Annotated in this window: 21 protein-coding genes and 1 pseudogene; 6 read left to right on the top strand and 16 right to left on the bottom strand. The window is 40.5% G+C overall.

Annotation, left to right across the window (positions count from 1 at the left end; all coding sequences use genetic code 11):
• Genes gspK through gspG form a run of 5 tightly spaced genes read right to left on the bottom strand, consistent with a single transcriptional unit; the run spans nt 1 to nt 2,921 of the window.
• Nucleotides 1-993, bottom strand: a complete 993-nt coding sequence (gene gspK / locus CCS90_RS12185; RefSeq protein WP_099019848.1) for a type II secretion system minor pseudopilin GspK — start codon at nt 991-993, stop codon at nt 1-3.
• The gene (locus CCS90_RS12180) at nt 975-1,595 is read right to left on the bottom strand and encodes a PulJ/GspJ family protein (protein WP_099019847.1); all 621 of its coding nucleotides are present in this window, start codon (nt 1,593-1,595) and stop codon (nt 975-977) included. The genes gspK and CCS90_RS12180 overlap by 19 nt, the downstream gene beginning before the upstream one ends.
• Nucleotides 1,592-1,954, bottom strand: coding sequence for a type II secretion system minor pseudopilin GspI (gene gspI / locus CCS90_RS12175; protein WP_099019846.1), 363 nt, complete (start codon nt 1,952-1,954; stop codon nt 1,592-1,594). The genes CCS90_RS12180 and gspI overlap by 4 nt, the downstream gene beginning before the upstream one ends.
• Nucleotides 1,944-2,429, bottom strand: coding sequence for a type II secretion system protein (locus CCS90_RS12170; protein ID WP_099019845.1), 486 nt, complete (start codon nt 2,427-2,429; stop codon nt 1,944-1,946). Before CCS90_RS12170 ends, gspI begins: the two co-directional genes overlap by 11 nt.
• A 48-nt stretch (nt 2,430-2,477) precedes the next feature.
• Nucleotides 2,478-2,921 carry a type II secretion system major pseudopilin GspG gene (gene gspG / locus CCS90_RS12165; protein WP_211337045.1) on the bottom strand — a complete coding sequence of 148 codons (444 nt, stop codon included), beginning with the start codon at nt 2,919-2,921 and terminating at the stop codon, nt 2,478-2,480.
• 79 nt (nt 2,922-3,000) lie between these two features.
• On the opposite strand from gspG, the gene CCS90_RS12160 reads away from it, so the two are divergent.
• On the top strand, nt 3,001-3,747 hold the full coding sequence (locus CCS90_RS12160; RefSeq protein WP_099019843.1) for a 16S rRNA (uracil(1498)-N(3))-methyltransferase: 747 nt from the start codon (nt 3,001-3,003) through the stop codon (nt 3,745-3,747).
• Here the strand turns inward: CCS90_RS12160 and CCS90_RS12155 are convergent.
• The 7 genes and pseudogenes from CCS90_RS12155 to pilG all read right to left on the bottom strand — a co-directional run bounded on the left by CCS90_RS12155 (nt 3,728) and on the right by pilG (nt 15,168).
• Nucleotides 3,728-4,195, bottom strand: a complete 468-nt coding sequence (locus CCS90_RS12155) for a chemotaxis protein CheW (RefSeq protein WP_099019842.1) — start codon at nt 4,193-4,195, stop codon at nt 3,728-3,730. The two genes, CCS90_RS12160 and CCS90_RS12155, sit on opposite strands and share 20 nt — an antisense overlap.
• Before the next feature lie 11 nt (nt 4,196-4,206).
• The gene (locus CCS90_RS12150) at nt 4,207-5,154 is read right to left on the bottom strand and encodes a chemotaxis protein CheB (protein WP_099019841.1); all 948 of its coding nucleotides are present in this window, start codon (nt 5,152-5,154) and stop codon (nt 4,207-4,209) included.
• On the bottom strand, nt 5,147-11,317 hold the full coding sequence (locus CCS90_RS12145) for an Hpt domain-containing protein (RefSeq protein ID WP_099019840.1): 6,171 nt from the start codon (nt 11,315-11,317) through the stop codon (nt 5,147-5,149). The genes CCS90_RS12150 and CCS90_RS12145 overlap by 8 nt, the downstream gene beginning before the upstream one ends.
• A gap of 1 nt (nt 11,318) precedes the next feature.
• Nucleotides 11,319-12,179 (bottom strand): CheR family methyltransferase, encoded by an 861-nt coding sequence (locus tag CCS90_RS12140; protein WP_099019839.1) that lies wholly within the window; start codon nt 12,177-12,179, stop codon nt 11,319-11,321.
• A 23-nt stretch (nt 12,180-12,202) separates the two neighbouring features.
• A pseudogene (locus CCS90_RS15250) lies at nt 12,203-13,213 on the bottom strand (methyl-accepting chemotaxis protein); the annotation flags it as partial.
• Nucleotides 13,214-14,239: 1,026 nt separating this feature from the next.
• Nucleotides 14,240-14,785: a chemotaxis protein CheW gene (locus CCS90_RS12130; RefSeq protein ID WP_099019837.1), complete on the bottom strand. Its 546-nt coding sequence runs from the start codon at nt 14,783-14,785 to the stop codon at nt 14,240-14,242.
• Between the two features lie 2 nt (nt 14,786-14,787).
• Nucleotides 14,788-15,168, bottom strand: a complete 381-nt coding sequence (gene pilG, locus CCS90_RS12125) for a twitching motility response regulator PilG (RefSeq protein ID WP_099019836.1) — start codon at nt 15,166-15,168, stop codon at nt 14,788-14,790.
• Between the two features lie 352 nt (nt 15,169-15,520).
• On the opposite strand from pilG, the gene gshB reads away from it, so the two are divergent.
• Genes gshB through CCS90_RS12100 form a run of 5 tightly spaced genes read left to right on the top strand, consistent with a single transcriptional unit; the run spans nt 15,521 to nt 19,192 of the window.
• Entirely contained in the window at nt 15,521-16,462 is a 942-nt protein-coding gene (gshB, locus tag CCS90_RS12120; RefSeq protein ID WP_099019835.1) for a glutathione synthase, read from the top strand.
• Complete coding sequence (locus CCS90_RS12115) at nt 16,459-17,310, top strand: energy transducer TonB family protein (protein ID WP_099019834.1); 852 nt, start codon at nt 16,459-16,461, stop codon at nt 17,308-17,310. The genes gshB and CCS90_RS12115 overlap by 4 nt, the downstream gene beginning before the upstream one ends.
• Complete coding sequence (locus tag CCS90_RS12110) at nt 17,310-17,864, top strand: YqgE/AlgH family protein (RefSeq protein ID WP_099019833.1); 555 nt, start codon at nt 17,310-17,312, stop codon at nt 17,862-17,864. The genes CCS90_RS12115 and CCS90_RS12110 overlap by 1 nt, the downstream gene beginning before the upstream one ends.
• A complete protein-coding gene (gene ruvX / locus CCS90_RS12105) occupies nt 17,857-18,279 on the top strand; it encodes a Holliday junction resolvase RuvX (protein ID WP_099019832.1) in 423 nt (140 codons plus the stop codon). The genes CCS90_RS12110 and ruvX overlap by 8 nt, the downstream gene beginning before the upstream one ends.
• A gap of 7 nt (nt 18,280-18,286) precedes the next feature.
• Nucleotides 18,287-19,192, top strand: a complete 906-nt coding sequence (locus CCS90_RS12100) for an aspartate carbamoyltransferase catalytic subunit (protein WP_099019831.1) — start codon at nt 18,287-18,289, stop codon at nt 19,190-19,192.
• Between the two features lie 7 nt (nt 19,193-19,199).
• Here the strand turns inward: CCS90_RS12100 and CCS90_RS12095 are convergent, their stop codons facing one another.
• From CCS90_RS12095 to CCS90_RS12080, 4 genes are all read right to left on the bottom strand, one after another.
• Complete coding sequence (locus tag CCS90_RS12095) at nt 19,200-19,622, bottom strand: MAPEG family protein (RefSeq protein WP_099019830.1); 423 nt, start codon at nt 19,620-19,622, stop codon at nt 19,200-19,202.
• The gene (locus CCS90_RS12090) at nt 19,619-20,236 is read right to left on the bottom strand and encodes a DUF2238 domain-containing protein (RefSeq protein ID WP_099019829.1); all 618 of its coding nucleotides are present in this window, start codon (nt 20,234-20,236) and stop codon (nt 19,619-19,621) included. Before CCS90_RS12090 ends, CCS90_RS12095 begins: the two co-directional genes overlap by 4 nt.
• A 131-nt stretch (nt 20,237-20,367) precedes the next feature.
• The gene (locus tag CCS90_RS12085; RefSeq protein ID WP_133566514.1) at nt 20,368-20,958 is read right to left on the bottom strand and encodes a hypothetical protein; all 591 of its coding nucleotides are present in this window, start codon (nt 20,956-20,958) and stop codon (nt 20,368-20,370) included.
• 213 nt (nt 20,959-21,171) lie between these two features.
• Nucleotides 21,172-23,577 (bottom strand): S8 family serine peptidase, encoded by a 2,406-nt coding sequence (locus tag CCS90_RS12080; RefSeq protein ID WP_246027030.1) that lies wholly within the window; start codon nt 23,575-23,577, stop codon nt 21,172-21,174.
• Between the last annotated feature and the right edge of the window lie 262 nt (nt 23,578-23,839).

Here is a 23,839-nt window from a genome sequence, read left to right as displayed (position 1 = left end):
TCATAACAAATCTGTAGGGATAAATGGTGCCATTGATCGAACGAGCACACGAGCACTTCCATTGTTCTGTCTGCGCATCAGGGCATACATTTGGTGTACCTGACCTTCCATTTGAATGGTTGAACTGGCTTGCAAGTCTAATGTCTGCACCCCTGCCAACATTTCAATGTTATTTCGCTCTTCTGTATTGGTCACAACATAGCGAATGCTGTTGTGTTGGAAAAAATCATTCATGCTGGTAAAGTTGGCCTGGTTATTTTGATTGAGCCTTACGGCCATCTCATTGTTAATGTTTAGACTCAATGACTTAATCAGAGGTGGCGAAATGGTATTCACATTCATTTTAGTCGGCTGGTTTCCTCGAATAGGTAAAGTGGTCACATAAGGCAGCAAACGCCGATAATCACTTGGACTCAAGCCATCCAATAATGCCAACTCACCCACGTGTTGAAAATATTTAGAACCGGTTTGATAACTCGGAGACTTGGCTAAATATATAAAATCCTCAGCACCATCAGCCATTGGAATTTGGTCAGCATCAATCCAATCGATCATTTTTTCAGCAATCCCAAGATCCAATTCCAAGGTGCTTAACAGGCGCCTTAAATAGGTCAAATGCAATTCAGAAACTTCACCATTGACAACCAAATTATTGACATTAAATCGACTGTTCATTCCGTTTAATGAGCCAGAAAGTATGGCATCTTCAACCACCATACCTTGAATACCTTGTAACCATGGGTCACTTAAACTGTCATGTTGAGTTTCATCCTGGGCATAATCTTCACGCAATATATCACTGGCCCACAACATCATACCTTGGCTGTAGTGTTTGGCTTGGTAGGCTTGTTTCAAGTTATGTATGCGTGCCAGGCTGAGTTGACTGTCATACCAAATATAGGCTGCCAGGCTGGAAGCAATCGCCAACATGACCAAAGCCATTAACATCGCCATGCCTTGATTTTTATTTCGAATCACCATATGGATTGCCATGGAGACACCTGTAGCTCAGTTTCAAGTCCATCAGATGACACAATTAAGCATTGAATGGATTGCGGCAATTGACTGTTTTCATTTGCGGTGTTTGGCCAGCTGTTTAAATCAACCCCCACAACATTCCTATAACTGCAATTGAAGGATTCAATGGCTAACACCTGCCTTTCTTGCCAATGACCGATTTGATGGGATGCATGAGCTGGCTGCACCGCCCTGAACAAATATTGGTCTCTTAGGTACCACCTTACTCGCTGAATAGGTTGTGAAACGCCTGAATGCGTTTGTTCAATTCGTGGTGAAGTGGCTATTTGATCTTTAAATTTCAATAAACTGAAACTTTGTGCAGTGCCCTTAAATTCTGCTGCCTGGAGGCTTAATTGTTGGCTACTTACCGCAAACTGTAAATCATTCTGTAACAAATAATAAGCCAAATTAGTTTGGTTCAATTGCTTGGTGTGTTCACTGAGGGTGGCTTTTGATCTCACCATATTGTCAATACTGATGAATGCCATGGTTGAGATCACAGCCAAAATTCCAGTTGCAACCAACACCTCCAGCAGTGTCATGCCACTTTGCCTTTTATATGACCTGTGCTTCACGATTTTTTGAAACCGGTTAAATGAGCTTCGGCATAATCAAATTTACGATCCATTGACACCACGACTTCCATCCGGTTGATGCCTTCATTATCAGTGCTTGATAAATTAACTTGCCAAAAATATGTCACACCATTGAATTGCTGCTGTCCTTGGTGAGTACCCAAGCTGAGCCCGGAGACCTGATACATCTTCAACATCACTTGATCCGCCACATGGTAAGCAGCTGTTTTGCTTTTAGCTTCTTCTAAAACAAATGCACTGTGTTGGCTTGATTGAACCAAAGCCACTAAACCAACACTGATAACAATCAATGCCATCAACACTTCCAACAAAGTAAATCCTGTCGATTTATTTTTCAACCCAGGCTCCAGTCAATTGATAGGGTGTTTCACTCTTCAGGGAATAAAAAGATTCCACTTTTTGACCCTTAAACACCGGCCATTTGACTTCAAAAGGATTGAAAGAACCATCCGTTTGACAAATAACGTGAGGTAATTCTTCTGGATCAGGTAACAGTATTTGTTCGAGTCCATTCAACAGAATCATGCGATCCATTGTGAATGATGATTTTGTTGTTTCTACTAGGGACCAATCCCCTGATTGGTGTTTCAACACCCACTGATCATTTTCAGTCCACTCAATACCATGGGCTCTGTTTTCTAATATTGATTGATCACAGATAAAATTGACTTGGGCTTCGAGCATGGCTGCTTCATTTAAGATTTGTCGCTCAATTGATTGGCTGTTAATCAAGTTGACACCCATCACTGACATGATGCCGATAATCACGACCACCAATAAGATTTCCATCAGTGTAAAACCTGAAATTTTCATCAATAAATCACCTATAAAGCTGATTCAAATGAATGGGTAAATAAAGATTCACCAATTGCCTATGTCAGCATTGACCCCATCACCGCCAGGTTGTCCATCCGCACCAAATGAATAGATATCAATCTCGCCGTGATTGCCAGGGTTTAAATATTGGTAAGGATTACCCCATTGGTCATTCTGTAATTTATTGATGTAACCACTTGGCTTCCAATTCTTCGCCTCTGGTGAACCTGACGGTTTTTGCACCAGTGCCTGCAATCCCTGTGAAGTCGAAGGGTAATGAAAATTATCCAATTTATACATACTCAAAGAGGTTTCAAGATTTCTGATATCAGCTTTGGTAGCAGCAATGCGGGCATTGTCAGGTTGGTCCAGAAATTGTGGCACAACTGAAATAGCCAGTATGCTGATAATCACCACTACGATGAGTATTTCCATTAATGTGAAACCGCCTTGGCGGTGTAAGTTTTGTTTAAGACTTGTGTTTTTCATCATTTACTTCATTTCGTTTTGAGTTAAGATTATATGCCATTTTATTCGTTGCTGTAAGTACATCAGTTCAGTTTGCCATATGAGAATTTCAAGAATCTATTTACCCATAGAAACACCTGACATAGATAACACCATCAATATTGCAGGTGACAAAGCCCATTACATCAGAAATGTATTGCGATTGAAGGTGGGTTTCACCTTGCATTTTTTCACTCCAAACGGCAATCAATACCAAGCCAAAGTGGGTCACATCAGCAAACACCAAGTAGAACTTGTGGACATCAGTTTGACAGAAATACAGCCGAAAAATTCAAGTTTAAAGACCACCTTAGCCCAAGGTATCAGCAGTTCAGACAGGATGGACTACAGCATTCAAAAAGCCGCTGAATTGGGGTGTTCTCGAATAATTCCTTTCATTTCAGACTTTTGTTCTCAGAAAATACCTGTACACAAATTTGAAAAAAAACTGAATCATTGGCAGGCCGTTGCCATCAGTGCTTGCGAGCAATCTGGCAGGTCTTCTGTCATGGAAATAACACCCATCATTGAATTCTCCCCCCTAGTCAAAGAAATTGACAATGGAATATACTTAGATCCAACTGCCGACCATTTTCTATACAACTTGCCTAAATCCTTACAACAAGCACACACATTTTTTATTGGGCCTGAGGGTGGTTTTTCGCCGGAAGAGTTGGATGCATTTGAAAAAGCCAATTATCTTGGCGTGCAACTGGGTCAACGTGTTTTACGAACAGAAACAGTGGCACCGGTCATCATGGGTGCCATGCATGCATTGTATGGAGACTTTAAGCCGCTGGTTGAATAACCGCAATCAAATTACTTTCTAGGTAATTCATATTTGGAATATCTGCCATCTCATCTTGAATGGATACCAAGGAAGCAATCGCATTGTGATTGATGTTTTTCTCTTCATGCAATTGCATGTCACCACGAGAAACCAATTGTAGCTTAGGAATGCCTCTAGACAGAACGGCAAAATAAGGCATGTCTTCTGGATGATTAATACTTTTTAATACTGCCAAGTTATAGGTACTGCTGATGCTGTTATCACTTTCTGACCCTGTCAATACAGCAAAATCAATCAAGGGAATATCCCAACCACGCCAAGACACCGTGCCTAATATCCATTGCTCACTGACAGCTATGTCTTCAATACTTCTCATTCCGAGAACCTCTGCAACCATGGCATTCGGAAGTAACAATTTTCTGTCATCTTCTATGGGTATCAATACTGCTCGAATTTCATTGGACATTTTGTATCTACCTATTTCGTTATCGATTCTTTAATATATTGTGCCATGGAGACTGGATCACCGTCAAACAATGACATGCTCAATTTCCTGACTTCCTCTGCAATGGCCGAAACTACGCAGCTTTCAGCTGACTGGGTAATGACCTTGCCACCATTTTCAAATACATTGATCGCACCTTTGACGCCATCTTTGGCCATCCCACTGAAAATAGCCATATTGATTTGTTCTAAATTTTCAATCATGTCAGAACAAACATCATCAATACAAGGCGTTGATATCCTATGGTGGTTGACATCTTTAACCGCAATGGTGCCATCTGACTTTATGTTGATGTCTTCATCCACAGGAATCAACAATGCCTGGCTTGGCAAGATTTTAACGCCAGCTTCTGCTAATTTAACAGGTATAGACTTATTTTTATTGAGTTGCTTTTCCATCATTGATGAAAATTCACTGTCCATGTGCTGAACTATAATAAACAAAATCGGCTCATCACCTTCAAACTCTTTAAAAAACTTAATCAATGATTCAGGACCACCAATAGATGCCGCCAACACCCAAACGGACTCAATGCCCATTGATTTCAAATCTAATCCATCATTGGAGTTAACTTCAGGTTTAACTTCAGGCAATATGTCATGAGAGGCATCTATTTTATGCAACACATGTCGCAACCACCTGTTTTTATTCCATCCGACCAATTCATTCGATATCTGTGCATCATTAAAGATTACTTTGGCCTTGTGCTCAGAAAGTCGAACTATGATTTCATCAATATTAACCTCATTGTCAAATAAATTGACAATAAACGTTTTGATCTCATGATCAACCTCATCCAGCTGAGATTGATCATATTGTTGAATACCATAACCAGACAATTTCAATTGATTAATCAAAAACTGTGCTGAAGGTTGCTGGGACCCGATATGAATCAGTCCTACAACTTGCTCACTAGGCATCTTCTAATTGTAATAAATCATTGATATTATCTAATAACTCCAGTTCTTGATAAGGTTTACCTAAATACCGCTCCACACCAATTTCTTTGGCACGGTCCTTATGTTTTTGCCCTGTTCTTGACGTAATCATGATGATTGGAATGTCTGCAAACCGTTCAGATTGCTTCATCGCTGTTGCTAATTCGAATCCATCCATGCGTGGCATTTCGATATCTAACAGCATCAGGTCTGGTTTTTGTTCTTGTAGTTTATTCAGCGCGTCAAGGCCGTCTTTGGCAGTCATCACTTCAAAATCATTTCTGGCCAACATCCTTTCACCTGCTCGACGCATGGTGATTGAATCATCCACCACCATAATGGTAGTAACGCGATCATCTTCGACCTCTTCCACAACCTGAACACCTTCCATTTCAAGTTTTTCAAGTTTCTGCATGTAAGCACGATGCATAGGAATGATGTCTAAAATCAAAACCACCGCACCATCACCTAAAATAGTCGCTCCGAAAATACCAGGAACAGAAGCCACCTGGGTTCCCACAGATTTAACTACGATCTCGCGGCCTCCAAATGTTTGATCTACGCGCAATGCGACACCTTGGTCACCTGATTTAATCATAACCAGAGGAACTTGATTGCCTTCAACCAATGCTTCCGAGTCTACACTCAATAATTTATTCAACTCTTGGATGTTGTATTCTTCACCAGCATAATCGTAACTCAGGTCATTCTCTAATATACGCCTGCGGAATTCATCAATACTCATCCTGATCAATCCTTCTACACCAGATGCTGGAATGGCATACCTGTGATCAGCCACTTGAACAATAATGGCCTGAGTAAGCGCCAACGTATAAGGCAGGCGAATGACAAATGTAGTTCCGGCGCCGGTTTCAGAAATGATTTCAATACTTCCACCCAACCGTTTAATTTCATTGTTGACCACATCCATACCAACACCACGACCAGCCAATTTAGTCACTTCATCGGCCGCAGAAAGTCCAGAATGGGTGATTAATTGTGCAATTTCACCATCAGTTAATTCGGTGTCTTTACCAATGATGCCTCTTTCAATCGCTTTTTTCCTCAAGATGTCGGTATTGATACCGGCCCCATCATCCTTCACCGTGATCACAACCTCTGTCGCTTCACGACTTAACTCTATGACAACGTGTCCTTGGTCAGGTTTGCCGGCAGCTTTTCTGTCTGCCTCCAATCCATGAACCATGGCGTTTCTTATCATGTGCTCCAAGGGCGCTTGAATGCCCTCAAGAACAGTTTTATCCATTTCGCCTTCAGCACCTTTGACCACTAATTTAGCATTTTTATCGAGCTCTTGACCTGCTGTTCGCAAAACTCGCCTTAATCGAGGAATCAATGAGTTGAATGTAACCAGCCTGGTTTCCATCAAACCTTCTTGCAATTCTGTATTTACCCGTGATTGTTGGATCAACAATGTTTCCGAAGATCGAGCTGACTCCTGGAGGTAAGATTGAATGTTGGTTAAATCCGAAACTGATTCTGACAATGAACGAGACAATTGTTGTATGGTAGAAAATTGATCAAGCTCCAATGGATCGAAATCCTCCTCTAACTCATCCCCTTCTGCTTGGTAGTTGGAAATAATTTGAGCTTCTGTTTCATGCTCAAGCTCACGCAACTGCCTTCTCACCCTTTCAACTGTATTCTCTAACTCGTCAATGTTCAGTTTCAATTCTGCAGATTGTTGTTCCATCCTTGATCGGTAAATACTGACCTCACCAGCAAAGTTCACCAATTTGTCCAGCAGTTCTGAGTTAACCTTAATTTGTCCACCCGACAATACATTGGCTTTCTTTTTAGGAACCAAGGCTTCTACGTCATCAACTTGAGATTCATCTATGGGTGTCTCAACTCGAGCCAAAGGATCAAAGAACTCTTCATCAAGTTTAGATTTTTCTTTAATCTCACCACCTTCTGAGGACAAGATTTGTTCAAGTTGTGCGGTTTCAGTTTCTATACTCGATAACTGACCAAAATCGTCTGCATTTACCATTCCATGTAATTTATGCATCACCTGTGACATCAACTCATGCTGTTCTGGATTAACCTCAAGATTTTTTTCAGCGATAGATTCAAACAATGATTCAAGCTGATGCGATAAGTCACCAATTTGATTCAGTCCTGCCATACGTGCCCCACCCTTCAGGGTATGTAAATCACGTTGCAAAGCTTGAATGATATTGGGGCTGTCCGGCTTTTCTTCTAACTCAGCCAACAGGTGATCAGCCCGATCGAATATCTCTGAAGCTTCTTCACTAAAAATTTCCAACAATTCATCATCGACTTCTGACTCATATGTGGCGTTTAATTCCTCGTCTTCTGTTTCATCTACTTTACCCTCATCATCGAACAAATTATAAGATTTGTCTTCTGCTTTTGCTGATTCTTCAATATCCGCTACAGGTTCTGTTTCATCTGAAACATCTTCTACTTCTTCAGCCTCGCTTTCGTCAACTGGTTCATCGTCATCTGCTTCAGTCACTTCGTTTTCAGCTGCCATTTCATCTGACGTTGGTTCTGACTCAACTTCATCGGCTTCAGAATCTTCCGCTGCTTCATTCAGATTACTTTCATCAATTGTTTCGACCTCTTCATTTTCAAGGTCTTCTGACAACAAGTCTTCTAATGCCAAGTCCTCATCAACATCTTCAAGTGATTCACCCGCTGCTTCAGTGGTGTACAATTCTTGAATTCTGTTTCTGAAATAATCACCAATGCTTTCATCAACAGGTGTTTCACCCGTTCCAAGTAAGTTCATTTGTGTCTTGGCATGGTGTATTACTTGCTCAATCGATTTAACATCTTCACTACTCAATGGCTGGTTCCTGTCTAACATCATGATAGACATTTTCTCCAATGGAGTAGTCATCTGTGTGATGCCTTTAACCGAAGCCATACTGGCAGCGCCATTCAGTGTATGAACCACCCGGATAAAATCATCACTGATTTTTGGCTCTTCCTGTTCCATGGCAGCTGAAACAAACACATTCATTTCGTTCAAATGGCCGCCCACTTCTTTTTGTAGGATTTCAATAAAGACTGGGTCAACATCTAACTGGTCTGAAATTGATTCTTCGGAATCCTCACTGTCATCTTCAACCGACTCATCCAATGCCATATCGGTTACTTCTGAATCAACTTCATCAAGTTCAAGATCCAATTCATCATCCAATTCATCATCCAATTCTGATGCCAACTCGGACGTGTCTAAATCTTCCTCCAGCTCATGAGTAAGTTCAGTCTCATTCTCTTCATCATCTGACATTTCATCGTCTGAACCAAACACAGCTGAATCATCATCCAAATCCAATTCTGCCAATTCTTGTTCCAAATCAAACTCATCTGATTCAGACAATTCCAAATCAATACTGTCTTCTTCAGTTATTTCACCTTCTGTATCTAACAGGGTGTTCTCTGCAATAACTTCATCTGATTCGTCTTCGCTGATTGAATCTTCAGAATCTAAATCAAACTCAAACACAAAATCGTCATCATCTGTATTTTCAGCTTCATGCACAGATTCTTCTTCACTGTTTACAGATTCAACATCATCCAATGCAATTTCGTCTAATTCGACATCGTCATCTAAATCAATGTCTTCTAATTCAAACTCAATTTCACCCAGTTCAGATTCATCTGAAGCAGCACCAACCGAATCATCACCGACAGTGTCATCATCAACAGCTTCAATGGTGTCTTCACCAGTCTCTTCCATGATGACAGCATCCGCGTCAGTTGACTCATCAGATTCTGACTCTTCAACAACCGCCTCAACCACTTCTGGCGCAACCTCTAATTCATCACCATTGGTCACATTTTCAGCATTTTGCAACAATAAATTGTACCCATTGGGGACCACATCCTGAGTTTGTAGCGCAGCAAACAGTCCTGCCGCCATTTCTACACCTTCAGCCAATACTGTTCTGAAGTCACTCAAACTATTGATGGCATTGTCTAACTTGCGATTACACATATTTTCCAATTGCCAACCAAACTCGCCAATTGCTTCAGCACCAACCAAACGACCACTGCCTTTGAGGGTGTGGAATATCCTTCTTATTTCAGACAATTCACCAACATTGGTTTCAGGATCCTCTTTCCAAATGGCATGCTTTTCCTGCATATTTGCCAATTCTTCTTCAAATTCTTCAAGGAATACTTCTTTGATTTCATCATCAACATCATCGCCAAAAATAACGGTCATTCTTTCAGCTACTTCCACTGCTGTTTGTTCAACAGCAGTTTCCACTTGATTGATTTCACTGTCAGATTGTTCTTCGCTGTCTTCAGAAGCCACTGTTTCAGTTTCTGACACTGCTGATTCTGCTACCTCATCCGATGCTGTAACACTTTCATTTCGCGCATCATTATCTGAGCCAGCTTCAGAAGCATCTTCTTCCATGGTGGCTGATTTCCGGAGTTCGGAATCGTTGGCCACATGTTGTTGTAAGTGCTCAATTTGAGTTTTAACTTCACTCAACAAGCTGTCACGAATGCGCTGGCCTTGGTCTAGATTCTCTAAATAATATTCCAATGAAGAAATCACGGTCGCTAACTGCTCTAATTCCATGGCAGATGGTTTTGAGTCACTGGCCAGAATATCGGTATTTACATATTCAATGATTGATTCTAAATGTTCACCAGCTTCACTTAAATTCAGAATTTTTAATGCACCCGCGATGTCATTCAACAACCTGGGATTGTCTTTGACTTGATTTTTATCCCAAGGTGACTCAATAAAGGCCACAAAATTGGTTTTAATCTGCTGTAAGTTAATGATTGATTCTTTAGCCAATTGCTGCAAAATAGCCCTTTTTTCAGATTTAGGAATGGCATTTTCTTCTTCGCCACCCAATTCTTCATGTATGCCAAGTGACTGAATGTGATCACCTAATTGTGATTCAATTTTCAACAGTGTTTTAGCCACTTCCAATAAATTATCATCAGAGGGCCGTTGGTCAGCCTCAATCATGGTATTCAACTCAGCAGTATGTGATTTAACCGAATCACGCGCCACACCTAAGCCAAGAATACCCAAGGTGTCTGATATATTATGTAAATTATCTAGAATCGGTGACAGTTGATCGACACTGGCCGTTTTGTTTCTGATGTACAAATCCAATGACTCTTGAACCACCAAGACATCATCTTTGATCGCATCGGATACTGTTTGTAACAGCTCTTTATTTTTGCCTGACAAGCTGCCTTCAGCATGCTTGATTTCGTCTTCATCAGGGATAAATTGTGCCAAATTGAAATACTGGCTGATTTCAGAAACCAGACGACTGTCACCCTCACTGATTGCAATATAATAAAGAATATTTCTTGTAATGGTGCGACTTGTCGATTTTGTTTGAGGACTGTTGTTGCCTAATTCCTTAATCAGCAAATCGACTTTACCAGCTATTTGTTTAATGGAAACATTGTCTTCAATATGACCTTCTTGTAAAGCTTCCAACAAGCCAGAATAGGTCCAAAACAACTGCTTTAAATACACTGGTGACAATATCATTTGCAATTTTGACACCACCAGTTTTATGTTATTGATCGCCTTTTCAGTGTCGTTTTGTTTGATCCAATTCAACAATGAAACCTGATAAACCGACCTGATTTTCAAAAGTGCCGTTTTCAACTGATTGCCTTTTAAAGACACATCATTGTCACCAATTCTATCCGGTACGCCCAGATCCAAATTGGGGTTAAACAATGCACTTTCAGAAAGTAATTTTTGACTGCGAACCGCTCGCAAATCATTGACCAATGGCAACAAGACTATGGGGACATCTTTATGACCCAATTCAATTCGTTCTAAATAATCCGGTAATTGCAAAATACTTTGCATCAATACATCGTAGGCTGAATCTTCGTCTTTGATGGTGCCATTCATTAAATCTTTAGCAACAGACTCCATTTCTTCAGCAACCATAGCAGCACCATAAAGTTCTACCATTTTCAAGGTACCTTGAATCTGATGAAGATAAGTGATGCAAAATTGAAGTTGATTGGTATCATCGGTGTCTTCAACGAAGGTTTTCAAAGCTTCCTTTGCCCGATTTAAAGTTTCATCAAGCTCGGTTTTAACCCATGTTAAAGTTGAAAAATCTATTTGTTCTATATTGCTCATATTATTTCAATCTGAATGCCAAAGTTCTGTTTTTGTTGACGCGGTTCATTTTAGGATGGGACCATGCGTTGATTTCAGTTTGTCCTAAAACCAACAACCCATCACGATTTAAATAGGCAACTAAGCCGTTGAGAATGTGCTCCCTCACCTTCTTCTCAAAATACATCAATACGTTTTGACAATAAATCACATCGTATTTAATATTTGAGGGCCGGTTCACATCCAGTAAATTAAACACTCCAAAAGCCATTCTTTTCTTTATGGAATCTTTAACAGTAAACATCTCATCATTGAGTTGGACTAAATTGTTGCGGTATTCTTCATCAATGTTAGCCATTTTTTCAGCAGAATAAATGGCCTGTTTTGCCAAAGCCACTGCGGGACTACTCACATCGGTAGCGGTGACTCCGAAATATGTTTTAATGTCGGTGTTTTGACATGCATTGGATGCCAGCATAGCCAATGAATAGGCTTCTTCACCGGTGGCACAACTGACGCTCCACATTTTGTATTTCAATGTTTCATCACTGAGGTGTATTTTTCTTAGCATGTCTTCCTTCACCAACTCAAACGAAGGTTTATGTCTAAAGAAAGAAGTTTCATGGACTGTCAAGCGATCGACCAATTGGGACCATTCAAGATTACCTTCAATCCCAGAGTTGATGTATTCCCAATATTTGTCATACGCCGTGTAACCAATTTCCCTCATTCTGGACCATATTTTCGACTGCAAAAACATCTTCCTTTCTTTGGGAACAATGATGCCCAGACGTTCAGCCAACAAACCTGACCAGCGTAAGTATTCGACCTCCGTTAAAGGAGATATTTGTATGATTGGTTTGTTGCTATACATTTTGTACATTGTTTAGCTTAATTCGCTTATTTTCAGAAGAACTCGTCATCTGGCAACTTAAAGTCTTCTACTGATTTACGTAATTCTGTCGCCAACTCCACCAAGTTACCAATCGACTCTGCTGTTTGTTGTGTACCGGCTGATGTCTGGGTGGTAATCTCTTGAATCACGTTCATGGTTCCAGAAATATTGGTGGCAGCTACCGATTGTTGTCTGGCCGCCTCGGATATGTTTTGAATCAATTCAGCCAAATCGTTCGATACTGTTTCAATTTCAGTCAAGGCTTCACCCGCATCCTCGGCTTTTCGAGCTCCACCCACCACTTCTGATGTCGTTTGCTCCATTGAACGTACGGCCTCATTGGTATCCGTTTGAATGGTTTTTACAATGCCCTCAATCTGACGTGTCGCGCTGGATGCACGTTCTGCCAACTGTTGTACCTCATCGGCAACAACCGCAAAACCTCGACCAGACTCGCCAGAAGACGCCGCTTGAATCGCAGCATTCAATGCCAAAATGTTCGTTTGTTCGGCAATGTCATTAATCAATTCAACGATGTTTCCAATTTCTTGTGAACTTTCACCCAAGCGTTTAATCCTCTTAGAGGTGTCTTGAATCTGTGTTCGAATGTTGTTCATGCCTTTAATGGTGTCTCGCACAACCTCTGCACCATTATGCGCAATCAATACCGATCGTTGTGCTACATCGGCTGACTCCAATGAATTCTTCGATACTTCATCAATAGAAACTGCAATTTCATTAATGGCTGCCGATGCGTTGGTGATCTGTGTGGCTTGATGCTCTGAGGCTTCAGCCAAATGCATCGCCGTGGCCTGTGCTTCTTGAGCCGCAGATGCCACACCCACTGAAGCGTCATTAATGGTTTTCACCAATGACCTCAAGGCTTCAATCGCGAAGTTAACAGAGTCGGCAATCGCGCCGGTAATGTCTTCCGATACAGTTGCATTCACGGTCAAATCACCATCAGCCAATGAGCCCATTTCATCAAGCAACCGAAGAATCGCTTGTTGATTTCTTTCATTTTGATCCTGTGCAACGGCAGCCCTTACACGGTCATTTTTAGATAAAGTTCTGAAAATCCATAACAACCATAAAAATGACAGGCCTGCAATGACCCAACCCATTCTTTCTGATGGTACCAATTGAGTACGCTCTGAAATTTGGTTTCTTAATTGTTCGGCATCTTCCACAAATGAATCAACATCAACTTCAATGTCAGCCGCTGCAATCTGTGCATCGAATAATTCCATGGCACCCCTGACTGTACCAATGTCTGCTTGGACACTGTCAAAAGCAGCATAAACTCGGCCCAAAGATTCAACTGCTTGGTCATCAGTAACGGCTTTAATGGTGTCATTGCCATTAAACATGCCGGTCATCACTTCATTGAATTTTCTGGCATCCCTGTCTAAACTGTCACTGGCTTGGATAGAAGCAGCGCCCCCTTTTAATATTTCACTCATGCGACGCAACATTCTGTCAGCCAATACCAGTTGTTGTGATGCCAAGTAAATAAGACCACGGTCTTCTCTGATCGCAACCAATCTTTTTACAACAGCATCAGAACTGGCTTGTAAGATTGGAATTTCTGAAGCAAATTTATCAGAAATATCACTTAATTCTTCAATTCGATCACGTTGTTCAATAATCGTTAATGCATCGTTGTTCATTTTTTCCCAACGATCTGCCAATGAACCCAATCTGGGATTCACATCTGATGGCAGTGCCGGGTAATTTGAATTACCATTTTTTAACGACTTAATCGTGTCATCGATAATTCTTCGATCAGTAATCAATTCTTCAAACGCGTCAATATCGCCCGACGACGCTTGTTTGGCATACTGAGCCAATTGTTGAGCCTTAATCTGAACTTTGTCAGTTTCTGACAAATGTGACGTTCTGTCTTGTTCGATGGTGGCTAACCAATAGGAGTGACCAAAGAACGACAACACCAAAATAACCAATACCATCAATTGCCATAAAGGCAACGTACGGGTTCTTTGGTCCATATCTACAGCTGAACTGCTCATATACTTCTACCTCTGTTGTTATTTAATTGATGCATTTTGGAAATTGGTGTCCTGAACCAATTGGTCCATCACAAACACATTCCAATTCACATCATCATGGCTGAAAAATTTATCACAATAAGAATAAACACGTGACGCATCATCACCTTCGATGTCTATACCCTCACTGTGTTTAAAATGTCGCTGACCAAATACTTCGTCAACCACCAAGCCGGCATGACCACCGGGTTGATTGATTACCAACATCCTTGTGTGTTTGGTGAGCTTTGAAGATTCACCGGTTAAATAAGCCCTTAAGTCAATAGCTGGAATCAAATTGCTTCTGATATTCACCAAACCCAAAACCCAATTATCGATGCCTGGAATTCTGACCAACTCAGGTAAAATGACCACCTCATTGATGTCATCAACCTGTGTCACTAAATACATATCACCAATTTTAAAACCGATTCCTGACCAATCACCCAACTCCCCTTCATCAGTTGAACTACCTAAAGCATGAGAAACACTTCTTTTCTCATATTCAAGGAGCAACTCAAATGGTTTGATTATGTGTTTACTCATTCTCAATCCCTTTTAACGTGTTTTTCAATGGCTTCAATCAGCTCCTCTTTAGTAAATGGTTTGGTCAAATACTCTTCCGCACCAACCACCCTACCTTTGGCTTTATCAAATAAGCCATCTTTACTTGAGAGCATGATTACAGGAGTGGATTTGTGTTCACTGTTCATTTTTATTAAAGCGCAGGTTTTATACCCATCGAGTCGAGGCATCATGATATCAACAAAAATAATGTTGGGTTCTAGATCTGATATCTGAGACAACGCTTCATAACCATTGTCTACAGTGATAACTTCACAACCTTCTTTTTTTAATAAAGTTTCAGCGGTTCTGCGAATGGTTTTACTGTCATCAATCACCATCACTTTTAAACCTTCTAAATTCATAATTTCTCCAAACTTTTTTCTCGCATTAGTTCTAATTTACTATTCACAACATTCATGAAGATAATCTCGTAAGTATGTCATTCACAAGAAAATAACTCATTTTACAACTGATTACAAAACAATTTTAAGATAAACACTGATTTATTTACCAGGCCCAATTATTTTCCTTGTGTGATAAACACCTGTCAAACCATGGCCTGTCAACCAGCTCAGGTCGTTCACGGCAGTCAAAGTTGAGCCAACCAGGTCGTTAAACTTGGTTTTATTTATTTTTATTTTGACCCACGCTATTTAACACTTCCCATTAGCTTATTATAATTCATAATAATTCACAAACATTGCGTTAATAGAAATGATTAAAATTGCTGTAGTTATGGATCCCATCGAAAACATCAATCCAATCAAGGATTCCAGTTTTGCGATGATGTTAGAAGCTCAAAAACGAGGCTATGAAATACACTACATCACGGCCAACCATTTATACTGCAAACATGGCAAGGCCATGGCCAAAACCCAGCATATATCAGTGACTGATTCTGCCACAGATTGGTACAAACTGAAACCCCATAACCACACCGCCTTGAATGAGTTTCAAATCATCTTAATGCGCAAGGATCCACCGTTTAACATGGAATACATCATGGATACTTATGTTTTGGATCAGACCAAACCAAACACTCATGTCATCAACAAACCCCAAGCCTTAAGAGATGCCAATGAAAAGTTTTTTACCGAAACTTTTCCAGAATGTACACCAGACAACGTCATCAGTAGAGACGTCAATATCCTAAAATCCGCCATTATGGATTTAGGTGATGCCATCGTCAAACCAATGGACGGTATGGGCGGTGACTCCATTTTTAAGACCCATAAAAATGATAAAAACTTGAATGTGATTTTAGAGACAGTGACACAAAATGGCACTAAAACCACAATGATCCAAAAATTCATCCCTGCCATCAGCCAAGGCGATAAAAGAATCCTCATGATTAATGGCGAAGCTGTTCCTTATGCCTTGGCTCGAATTCCTTCCGCTGAAGACTTTAGGGGCAACTTAGCCAAAGGGGGAACCGGCAAGGGTTTGCCGCTGTCAAAATCTGATTATAAAATATGCGAAATTGTGGGCCCCAAATTGAAAGAGATGGGTATTGTGTTTGCTGGCATTGACGTTATTGGCGAATACTTAACTGAAGTCAATGTAACCAGTCCTACCTGCATCAGAGAATTAGATAAAATATTTGACTTGAACATAGCTGGCGAATTATTTGACTGTATCGAACAAGACATTCTATGAAACCTAAAATAACAAGCAAGGACAAAAATGTCATGACATTGACTCTGGCATTACTCACCTTGTCTTTGATTATTTTAGGGGTCTCCTTTCGCCACAAACAAACCCAACCAGAAGTGATACACAGCATGGATGTGATACTTTCAAAAAAATCAAATCCAGAAGCACCAGATGATGCAGAGTACTTGGCGCAAAACAATCAAATTGGCGGAGGCACCAAAGACAAAAAATCTCGTCCCACCAATCTATTCAGTGCCACATCAATGGTGGCAGAAGGACAAGCCAAGCAAGAAACACACAAACAACAAAAACAACAAACCAAACAATATGAAACACAATTAATCACTGCGCAACAATCCGCTCTTAAAATCAAATCAAACCAGCCAAATAAGGATAAAAACGATCAAGTCGCGAACAAGTTGAATGAAACCAAAGAACAACGGTTAGCGAAAATCAAAGATGAAATTGCACGCAAGATTGAAAATTACGCCAAAAAACCAAGAAGTAAATACGTATCAAGCAGTACCAAAGCCTATGAATTCGCTCCCTACATCAATAATTGGGTCAGAAAAGTAGAACGCACCGGTGACTTAAACTACCCTGAGCAAGCCAAAAACAAATCATTCATTGGCAATGTGATGTTGACTGTCGGCATCAACAAAGACGGTAGCATCCATGAAATCAAAGTCATCAAATCATCAGATTACAATTTTCTGGATGAAGCAGCCAAACACATAGTAAAATTAGCACAGCCCTTTGATCCACTGCCTGAATCAAATGAACGGGTAGACATTCTTTACATCACCAGAACCTGGCAATTCCTGCCAGGACATTTGCTAAGACAAAAATAATGAATTTGACCAATCAATTATTAATTGCCACCCCTGAGATGGCAGACGAGCGATTCTTTAAAGCCGTCATTTTAATCTGTGAACACAATGAGCACGGTGCACTGGGTATCAATATTAATATGCCAAGTGACATCACTTTTGAAGAAATACTTGAAAGCTTGGCCATTCCGATGAACAGTCATAAGGCCGAATCCATTATTTATGAGGGCGGACCCGTGAACACCCAATGTGGTTTTATTTTGCATCAAAACCTGTATGACTATGACAGCTCGATTCAAATTGCCAAAAACATATCGCTGACCACCTCAAAAGACATTATCAAAGCCATCGCACAAGACACCATGAATGGTGATTGGTTAATGGCTTTGGGATGCGCCACATGGCACGAAGGGCAATTAGAACAAGAGATCGCAGACAATGCTTGGTTAACCTGTGCCAGTGATGAAAAACTGATTTTTAAAAACACATTAGAAAAACATGACAAATGGGAACAGGCACTGGACATCATTGGCGTTAAGCCGCACCAATTAAGTGGTGACATTGGACATGCTTGAATACCTGCTGGGCATAGATTTTGGTCAAAAAAGAATTGGCTTGGCGCTGGCACAATCTTTTTCCCGTTCAGCATCGGCTTTAACCACTTTACCTAACGACAAAGCCTTTTGGCCCGCGTTAAATAAAATCATTGATGAATGGCAAATAAGTCGCATCGTCATAGGCCTTCCCTTAAACATGGATGGTGAGGAACAGGAAATCACCAGACAAGTTAGGAACTTTGGCAAAAAGGTTAAAAAACAAACCCAAGTGACCGTTGAATATATCGATGAAAGGCTCACTTCCTATGCCGCTGAACGACAATTTCAAAATCAAAGGGCGGGACAACTGAGCAAAGCAAAAGACAAATCTAAAATAGATGCCATCGCAGCACAAATCATATTACAATCTTGGTTAGACAGTGACCCGAGCTAATAAATTCATGAATCACCTCATTGACATCAAATCTTTATCTAAACTTGAAATCGAACAATTATTTGATCAAGCCAATCAATTCAAACACGCCAAAATAAGCGCAACCAAAAAACTGCATGATGGTCGCTCTGCCATGGCACTGTTTTTTGAAAATTCCACCCGAACTTTGACTTCATTTCAATTGGCATGTCAGCGATTGGGCGTCGACATCACTGCATTGAACATTGCCCATTCATCAACCAGTAAGGGCGAAACAATTAAGGACACCGTTTTAACTTTGAATGCCATGCAGCCTGATTTACTCATTGTACGGCACCAACAAAACCACATCCAACAAGAGATGGTCCACTGGCTAAAAGATTCAACCAGCATCATCAATGCGGGTGATGGCACCAACCAACATCCCACTCAAGGCTTGTTAGATTTATTCACCATCCACCAACACAAAAAGCACTTTGAACCACTGAAAGTCTGCATCATTGGTGACATCAAACATTCACGTGTTGCCAATTCATTGATTGATGGCTTGAACATCATGCAAGTGGGTGCAATCAGTTTATTTGCCCCTGACGCCTTGATTCCTGCCGATAAAACACATTTGGCAGCACCCACAATAAACCAAGCATTGGCAGATGCTGATGTGGTGGTCATGCTCAGAATTCAAAAAGAACGTTTTACCTCTTCTGATCTGATCCAATTTGACGATTGGCACCAACATTTTGGATTGAATCAACAACGTTTACAACTGGCCAAAAAGGAGGCGATTGTTATGCACCCAGGCCCAATGAATCGAGGCGTCGAAATTTCTGCTTCAGTGGCCGATGGCCATCAGTCGGTTATTTTACAACAGGTCAGTAATGGAGTCCTGATGCGCCAAGCCCTGATACATCGTATTTTAGAATCATCACAATAAAAAGTGGTCACAAACGTGAATTGATTTCAAAAATAAACAACACCCACATGGCCAACAACACCAAACTCGAGATCAAAAACACGGTAAATCTATAGAGGACTTTATTATAAAAAATATGTATCAATGCATGAAAATAACGCAAACCCACGTAAAGCCATGCCATATTCAATAAAATCTGTGCCTGCACTTCAGTCAGTAAAATAAGTATCGTCAAAACATAAAACAGCATCGGCATTTCTAGTTGATTATGGAAGGCTCGACCCAAGCGTTGAATCATGACTGGCCACTGGTCTTGACCAGTCATCAACACATAATCTTTTGGATGAACCGTTCGCTGAGAAACACTGCGGAATCGCAGAAATCCCACGGTAAACAAAATACCGAAAGTCAGCACTACTTGTAAAAAAACGGGAATGATGATTTGATTCATGATGTCTCCTGTAACTGAGTTAATTGTTTGTCATGCCATTGGCTCAAAAACAGCAAGGCGCAAACGCTACCAATCAAGGCCAAAAACATGTCTGATTGGGTGTCCCATACATAGCCTTGGGCACCCAAAAATGAATCAGCACCTTCTCCACTTAATAAAGCCACCCACCATTCTATCAATTCATAAAAAGCCGATAAAGCCAAGCAAAAACAAACAATAAAAAAGCGGCGCCAGCTGATTGCTTGAATCACCGCATGTCTGATCACAACTTCCCGGCAAATCATCGCCGGCACAAAGCCTTGGACAAAATGTCCTAACTTGTCATAATTATTTCTTTCAGGCCAGATAGTTGACATGAAATTTTCAAATCCTGGAACCAAAGCATAGGTATAGTGACCGCCAACTATCAGAATGATGCAATGCAATAAAATCAATACCACCACAACAGGTGTTATTTCAACCTTTTTAACCACCAAATACAACAACACCAATGCGCCAATGACAGCTGGCAAAACCTCTAATCCCCAAGTTAAATAGTCGTATGGTTCAATGGCAGACCAAGTAAACACCAGCATAAATACCACAACCCAAATACTGAGTCCTAAATTTTTCATCAACCATTTCCTCCATACAAATTTCTACAACTTATTCTAAATAGCAAAAGTTTCAGCATGTCATTAATCTCAAAGATGGCTGCTGACAACCACAAAAAACCGTAAAAATTCAAGTCATACTTGCAGGTTTTTTACTCAACTGTCAATTGACCATGAAACTCTATCAAAACATCTCCTGGTATGATTGTCATTTTGTTTGATCTGTGCTGCAGAAAGAATTGATGATGGTCATCGCGATACACCATAGTTGTCACATGGAAATCAATTTCCTGCTTCGTTACATTTTTACAAACAGTAAAATCATCTTGAGCAAATAATTGTAGCATGGATGGTTGTTCGCATGGATGTGATAATTTATTATCCAAAACCACTCCTTTTAAGTCCAAAACCAAGTATGTAGCTGGTGTCGTTGAGTTTTGAAAGCCTTGCGAATAAGTATTCTGTAGATACAAAACCTGATCTTGCTCAACGCTGAATTCACTGCCGTCCGCCAATCGCTTACCTGATAAGTCAGACATTAGAATAACTATCCTTGGACCGGTTTGATGATCAGGCAAAATGGCATTGGCTGGTAGGTTCAAAACAAATAATTCAATATTTTCATCCTGGTACAGCCCCCTAACAAATTCACCAGCCACCAATCTGATTGACAAATCCTCAGCTAAGGATTGCTCACTTTGACTAAAACCAAAAAACATCAGGACCATTGCGATAAATTTCATCATTCAATCCTTATTAAATACATCATTCTGTACTTATAAAAGAATAATTTCAATTGTATTTTAGCTACAAACACTTGTTTAATTAATTAAACTTAGGCTAATAACAATGGATCATTAAGGGATAGGCGGCTATTTACAATTTTTGCCTTAAATTACTGACAAAAAAAACAACAGCAATTTAAACACAATTGCTGTTGTTAAAATCGCACTGCTTTAATTAATATAGTATCGAGTTGCTGCAGCAGCAAAATCTGCTCTGGTCATTGTTTTATTTGGCTTAAAATATGCCTTAATAACTGGATTGAAATCAAACTGACCTTGTTCCAAGGTAAACTCAACAGGCAAAATACCCATGGAAATTGCAAATTGAACATAACCTTTATACTCTTCAGCAATTAAATCTTGATCTTCAATGCTGATTGATTCACCATTATAAACAACGACGATATCACTATCAAAATTTCTGGCCTCAGACTCCAGTCCTTTACCCTGAATAAGTGAATAAGCCAATTCCTGCTTGTTAACTTTTCCAAATGGGTTAAACAAGTCATTATTAACTGGCATCATCAAAGAATCTTGAGTCTGAGCTCGGTCTGATAATGATGCACCTAATTCAGTCACTGAATTAACTGCAGCAACTATTGAACTTGGCACATCTGAATAAACGCCTTCAGCAGCTGAATTTGATTGGCGAACACCGACGGTTAAAGTCAAATAATCAGCCAATTCTCCTCTTGAAAGCAAAGCATCTGGTTCAAAACCATATAAGGTAGCATCCATCAACTGCTTAGACACAACAAATTCTACAAAGCTTCTGGCAGGATGATTAAAGCTTACGTCGGAAATTCCTGAAAACCCATCTGTTCTGATGAATTTCACATACGCTGCTACATCTCCTGGAGCTGCATAGCCGTTGGTTTGTCCTGTAGGGTCAACATCAACCCCAGAAACGCCACCAATGCCACCGGCTTTTAAAGTCCATGTACCAGGCTCTGCTGGCGCAGTCACAGCAATGTTTTGCCCTATGACTGGTAAGGCTATACTTGAACCATAGCGTTTGCCTGATGGGCTGTACAAAGACAATGCAACCGTATTATCACTTACGTTGGCCCGCACAAATATCAATGAAATGTCTTCGCTCACTTCAAAAGTGATGCCCTCATTCTCACCCACTGGACTGAATGGTACATCAACCGCAAATTCACCGGCAACTGATGTCAAAGCCATGGCATTAAAGTTGCGGTTAATTTTAACCGTTTCTCCGAAATTTCTTTGTCGGTCTAGAACCGATTGCACCGCTGCATACGCATTCACATAACCCGCACCAGCTTCCCAAGCTTCTCGGCCAGGCATATTTGTGGCAGTATCTTGTAAAATTTGTTTCACTGCTCGCCAATTTAAGGTGGGATCAGCTTCTAACATCAAAGCCACAATACCAGACACATGTGGAGCTGACATGGATGTACCACTGCTTATGGTGTAATAAGGTAAATGGGCAGGTTCTAACTGATCTGCATCATCTTGAAAGCTCAATGCGCCCAAACTTGATAATGAATCTCTGACTGATATGACATCAACACCCGGCGCCGTAACAGTTGGTCGATCAACCCATTCAAAAATTTCACCACTTACCACAACATTACCACCATGACCTTTTACTCCTCTCGAGCTAAAGTCTGCCAGTTCACCATTTTTATCTCCTGCAGCCACTGTGACAACCCAAGGTGCTTTTTTGAAGTTACCGGTAATGGTCGCTTCTCCGCTGCCTGAATTCCCAGCTGAAAATACGACAATGACACCCCTGTCAGCCAAGGCTTTGGTCGCTACATTGGTGGGATGATCTGGATTGAAGTCTGTTCCTGTGTCACTGGTACTACCAAATGAATTTGAAATGACTCGGATGTTGTAATCAAATTGGTGAGTGAGGGTATAATCAAATCCACCTATGGTGTCCAGTATAAATAAACCAGCTCCAGAACCATAACCAATTAATTTGGCACCAGGTGCCACCCCTGCATAACGACCGCTAGACATTGCGCCATTTCCGCCAATGATGCCTGCAACATGCGAACCATGACCACCGGCAATGTCTGTATTGGGAATGTCTTCCTGGTAGGTGATAGGCGCTAAATCTGAGAAAGATCTCAAGTTAGTTTGCGCCAACACATTCTGCACAGTGTGGTTCGGAAATTTAATGTCATTGTGGGTACCGTCAACACCAGAATCATTGATCACTACCCCGATTCCCCTGCCTGAAAATGGCATACCCATGTTACGCATATTTGGGTCATTGCGCAAACGATCCACTCCAGTGATTTCAGTCGAACCATCATTTTCTAAACTTAATTGTTGATTGTGCCAGATTGATCGAACATTGGCTTGTGAATAGATGTCATTGATTTGATTGTGAGTGGCCAAGACACCTACTATTGGCAAATTCTCCATCACTACACCGGTATTGATGCCAATATCATCCAATGTATTTAAATCACTCAATGTTACAGGACCTTGGTTCTCATAAGTCACAATAACTTCTATCAATTCATTTTCGGTCACTTCACTTAATAGCGAGGCTAAAACCGGATCAAATGATTTTGCATGGATTGACAAAGTTGACAAGAGAAAACCTCCAATCAATAACTTCATATACCCAGATTTACAGCTGTTTTTCACCATTATTGTCTCCAAAATTAAAAGTACAACGATAGATTAGGAGATTTCAATGCAAATAAATATTGGGGAAAACCCCCATAAAAAAACTAAAAATCACTTATTTCAAAGGTCTTGTCTGGAATTCATTTAATATACAGCCATATCGATATTAAACATGGATTAAATTATTTTGCCTAGGGCTTAATCATCGGTCTGATATCATTGTTGC

Source organism: Marinicella litoralis (genome assembly GCF_002591915.1).
GTDB classification, from domain to species: Bacteria; Pseudomonadota; Gammaproteobacteria; order Xanthomonadales; family Marinicellaceae; genus Marinicella; species Marinicella litoralis.
This window is presented reverse-complemented; position numbering and strand designations above follow the sequence as displayed.

Excerpts from the sequence above, each read along its gene's own strand:
- gspK (WP_099019848.1), bottom strand. The coding sequence starts at position 993 with ATGGCAATCCATATGGTGATTCGAAATAAAAATCAAGGCATGGCGATG.
- CCS90_RS12170 (WP_099019845.1), bottom strand. The coding sequence starts at position 2,429 with ATGAAAATTTCAGGTTTTACACTGATGGAAATCTTATTGGTGGTCGTG.
- gspG (WP_211337045.1), bottom strand. The coding sequence starts at position 2,921 with ATGAAAAACACAAGTCTTAAACAAAACTTACACCGCCAAGGCGGTTTC.
- CCS90_RS12160 (WP_099019843.1), top strand. The coding sequence starts at position 3,001 with ATGAGAATTTCAAGAATCTATTTACCCATAGAAACACCTGACATAGAT.
- CCS90_RS12155 (WP_099019842.1), bottom strand. The coding sequence starts at position 4,195 with ATGTCCAATGAAATTCGAGCAGTATTGATACCCATAGAAGATGACAGA.
- CCS90_RS12150 (WP_099019841.1), bottom strand. The coding sequence starts at position 5,154 with ATGCCTAGTGAGCAAGTTGTAGGACTGATTCATATCGGGTCCCAGCAA.
- CCS90_RS12145 (WP_099019840.1), bottom strand. The coding sequence starts at position 11,317 with ATGAGCAATATAGAACAAATAGATTTTTCAACTTTAACATGGGTTAAA.
- CCS90_RS12140 (WP_099019839.1), bottom strand. The coding sequence starts at position 12,179 with ATGTACAAAATGTATAGCAACAAACCAATCATACAAATATCTCCTTTA.
- CCS90_RS12130 (WP_099019837.1), bottom strand. The coding sequence starts at position 14,785 with ATGAGTAAACACATAATCAAACCATTTGAGTTGCTCCTTGAATATGAG.
- pilG (WP_099019836.1), bottom strand. The coding sequence starts at position 15,168 with ATGAATTTAGAAGGTTTAAAAGTGATGGTGATTGATGACAGTAAAACC.
- gshB (WP_099019835.1), top strand. The coding sequence starts at position 15,521 with ATGATTAAAATTGCTGTAGTTATGGATCCCATCGAAAACATCAATCCA.
- CCS90_RS12115 (WP_099019834.1), top strand. The coding sequence starts at position 16,459 with ATGAAACCTAAAATAACAAGCAAGGACAAAAATGTCATGACATTGACT.
- CCS90_RS12110 (WP_099019833.1), top strand. The coding sequence starts at position 17,310 with ATGAATTTGACCAATCAATTATTAATTGCCACCCCTGAGATGGCAGAC.
- ruvX (WP_099019832.1), top strand. The coding sequence starts at position 17,857 with ATGCTTGAATACCTGCTGGGCATAGATTTTGGTCAAAAAAGAATTGGC.
- CCS90_RS12100 (WP_099019831.1), top strand. The coding sequence starts at position 18,287 with ATGAATCACCTCATTGACATCAAATCTTTATCTAAACTTGAAATCGAA.
- CCS90_RS12095 (WP_099019830.1), bottom strand. The coding sequence starts at position 19,622 with ATGAATCAAATCATCATTCCCGTTTTTTTACAAGTAGTGCTGACTTTC.
- CCS90_RS12090 (WP_099019829.1), bottom strand. The coding sequence starts at position 20,236 with ATGAAAAATTTAGGACTCAGTATTTGGGTTGTGGTATTTATGCTGGTG.
- CCS90_RS12085 (WP_133566514.1), bottom strand. The coding sequence starts at position 20,958 with ATGAAATTTATCGCAATGGTCCTGATGTTTTTTGGTTTTAGTCAAAGT.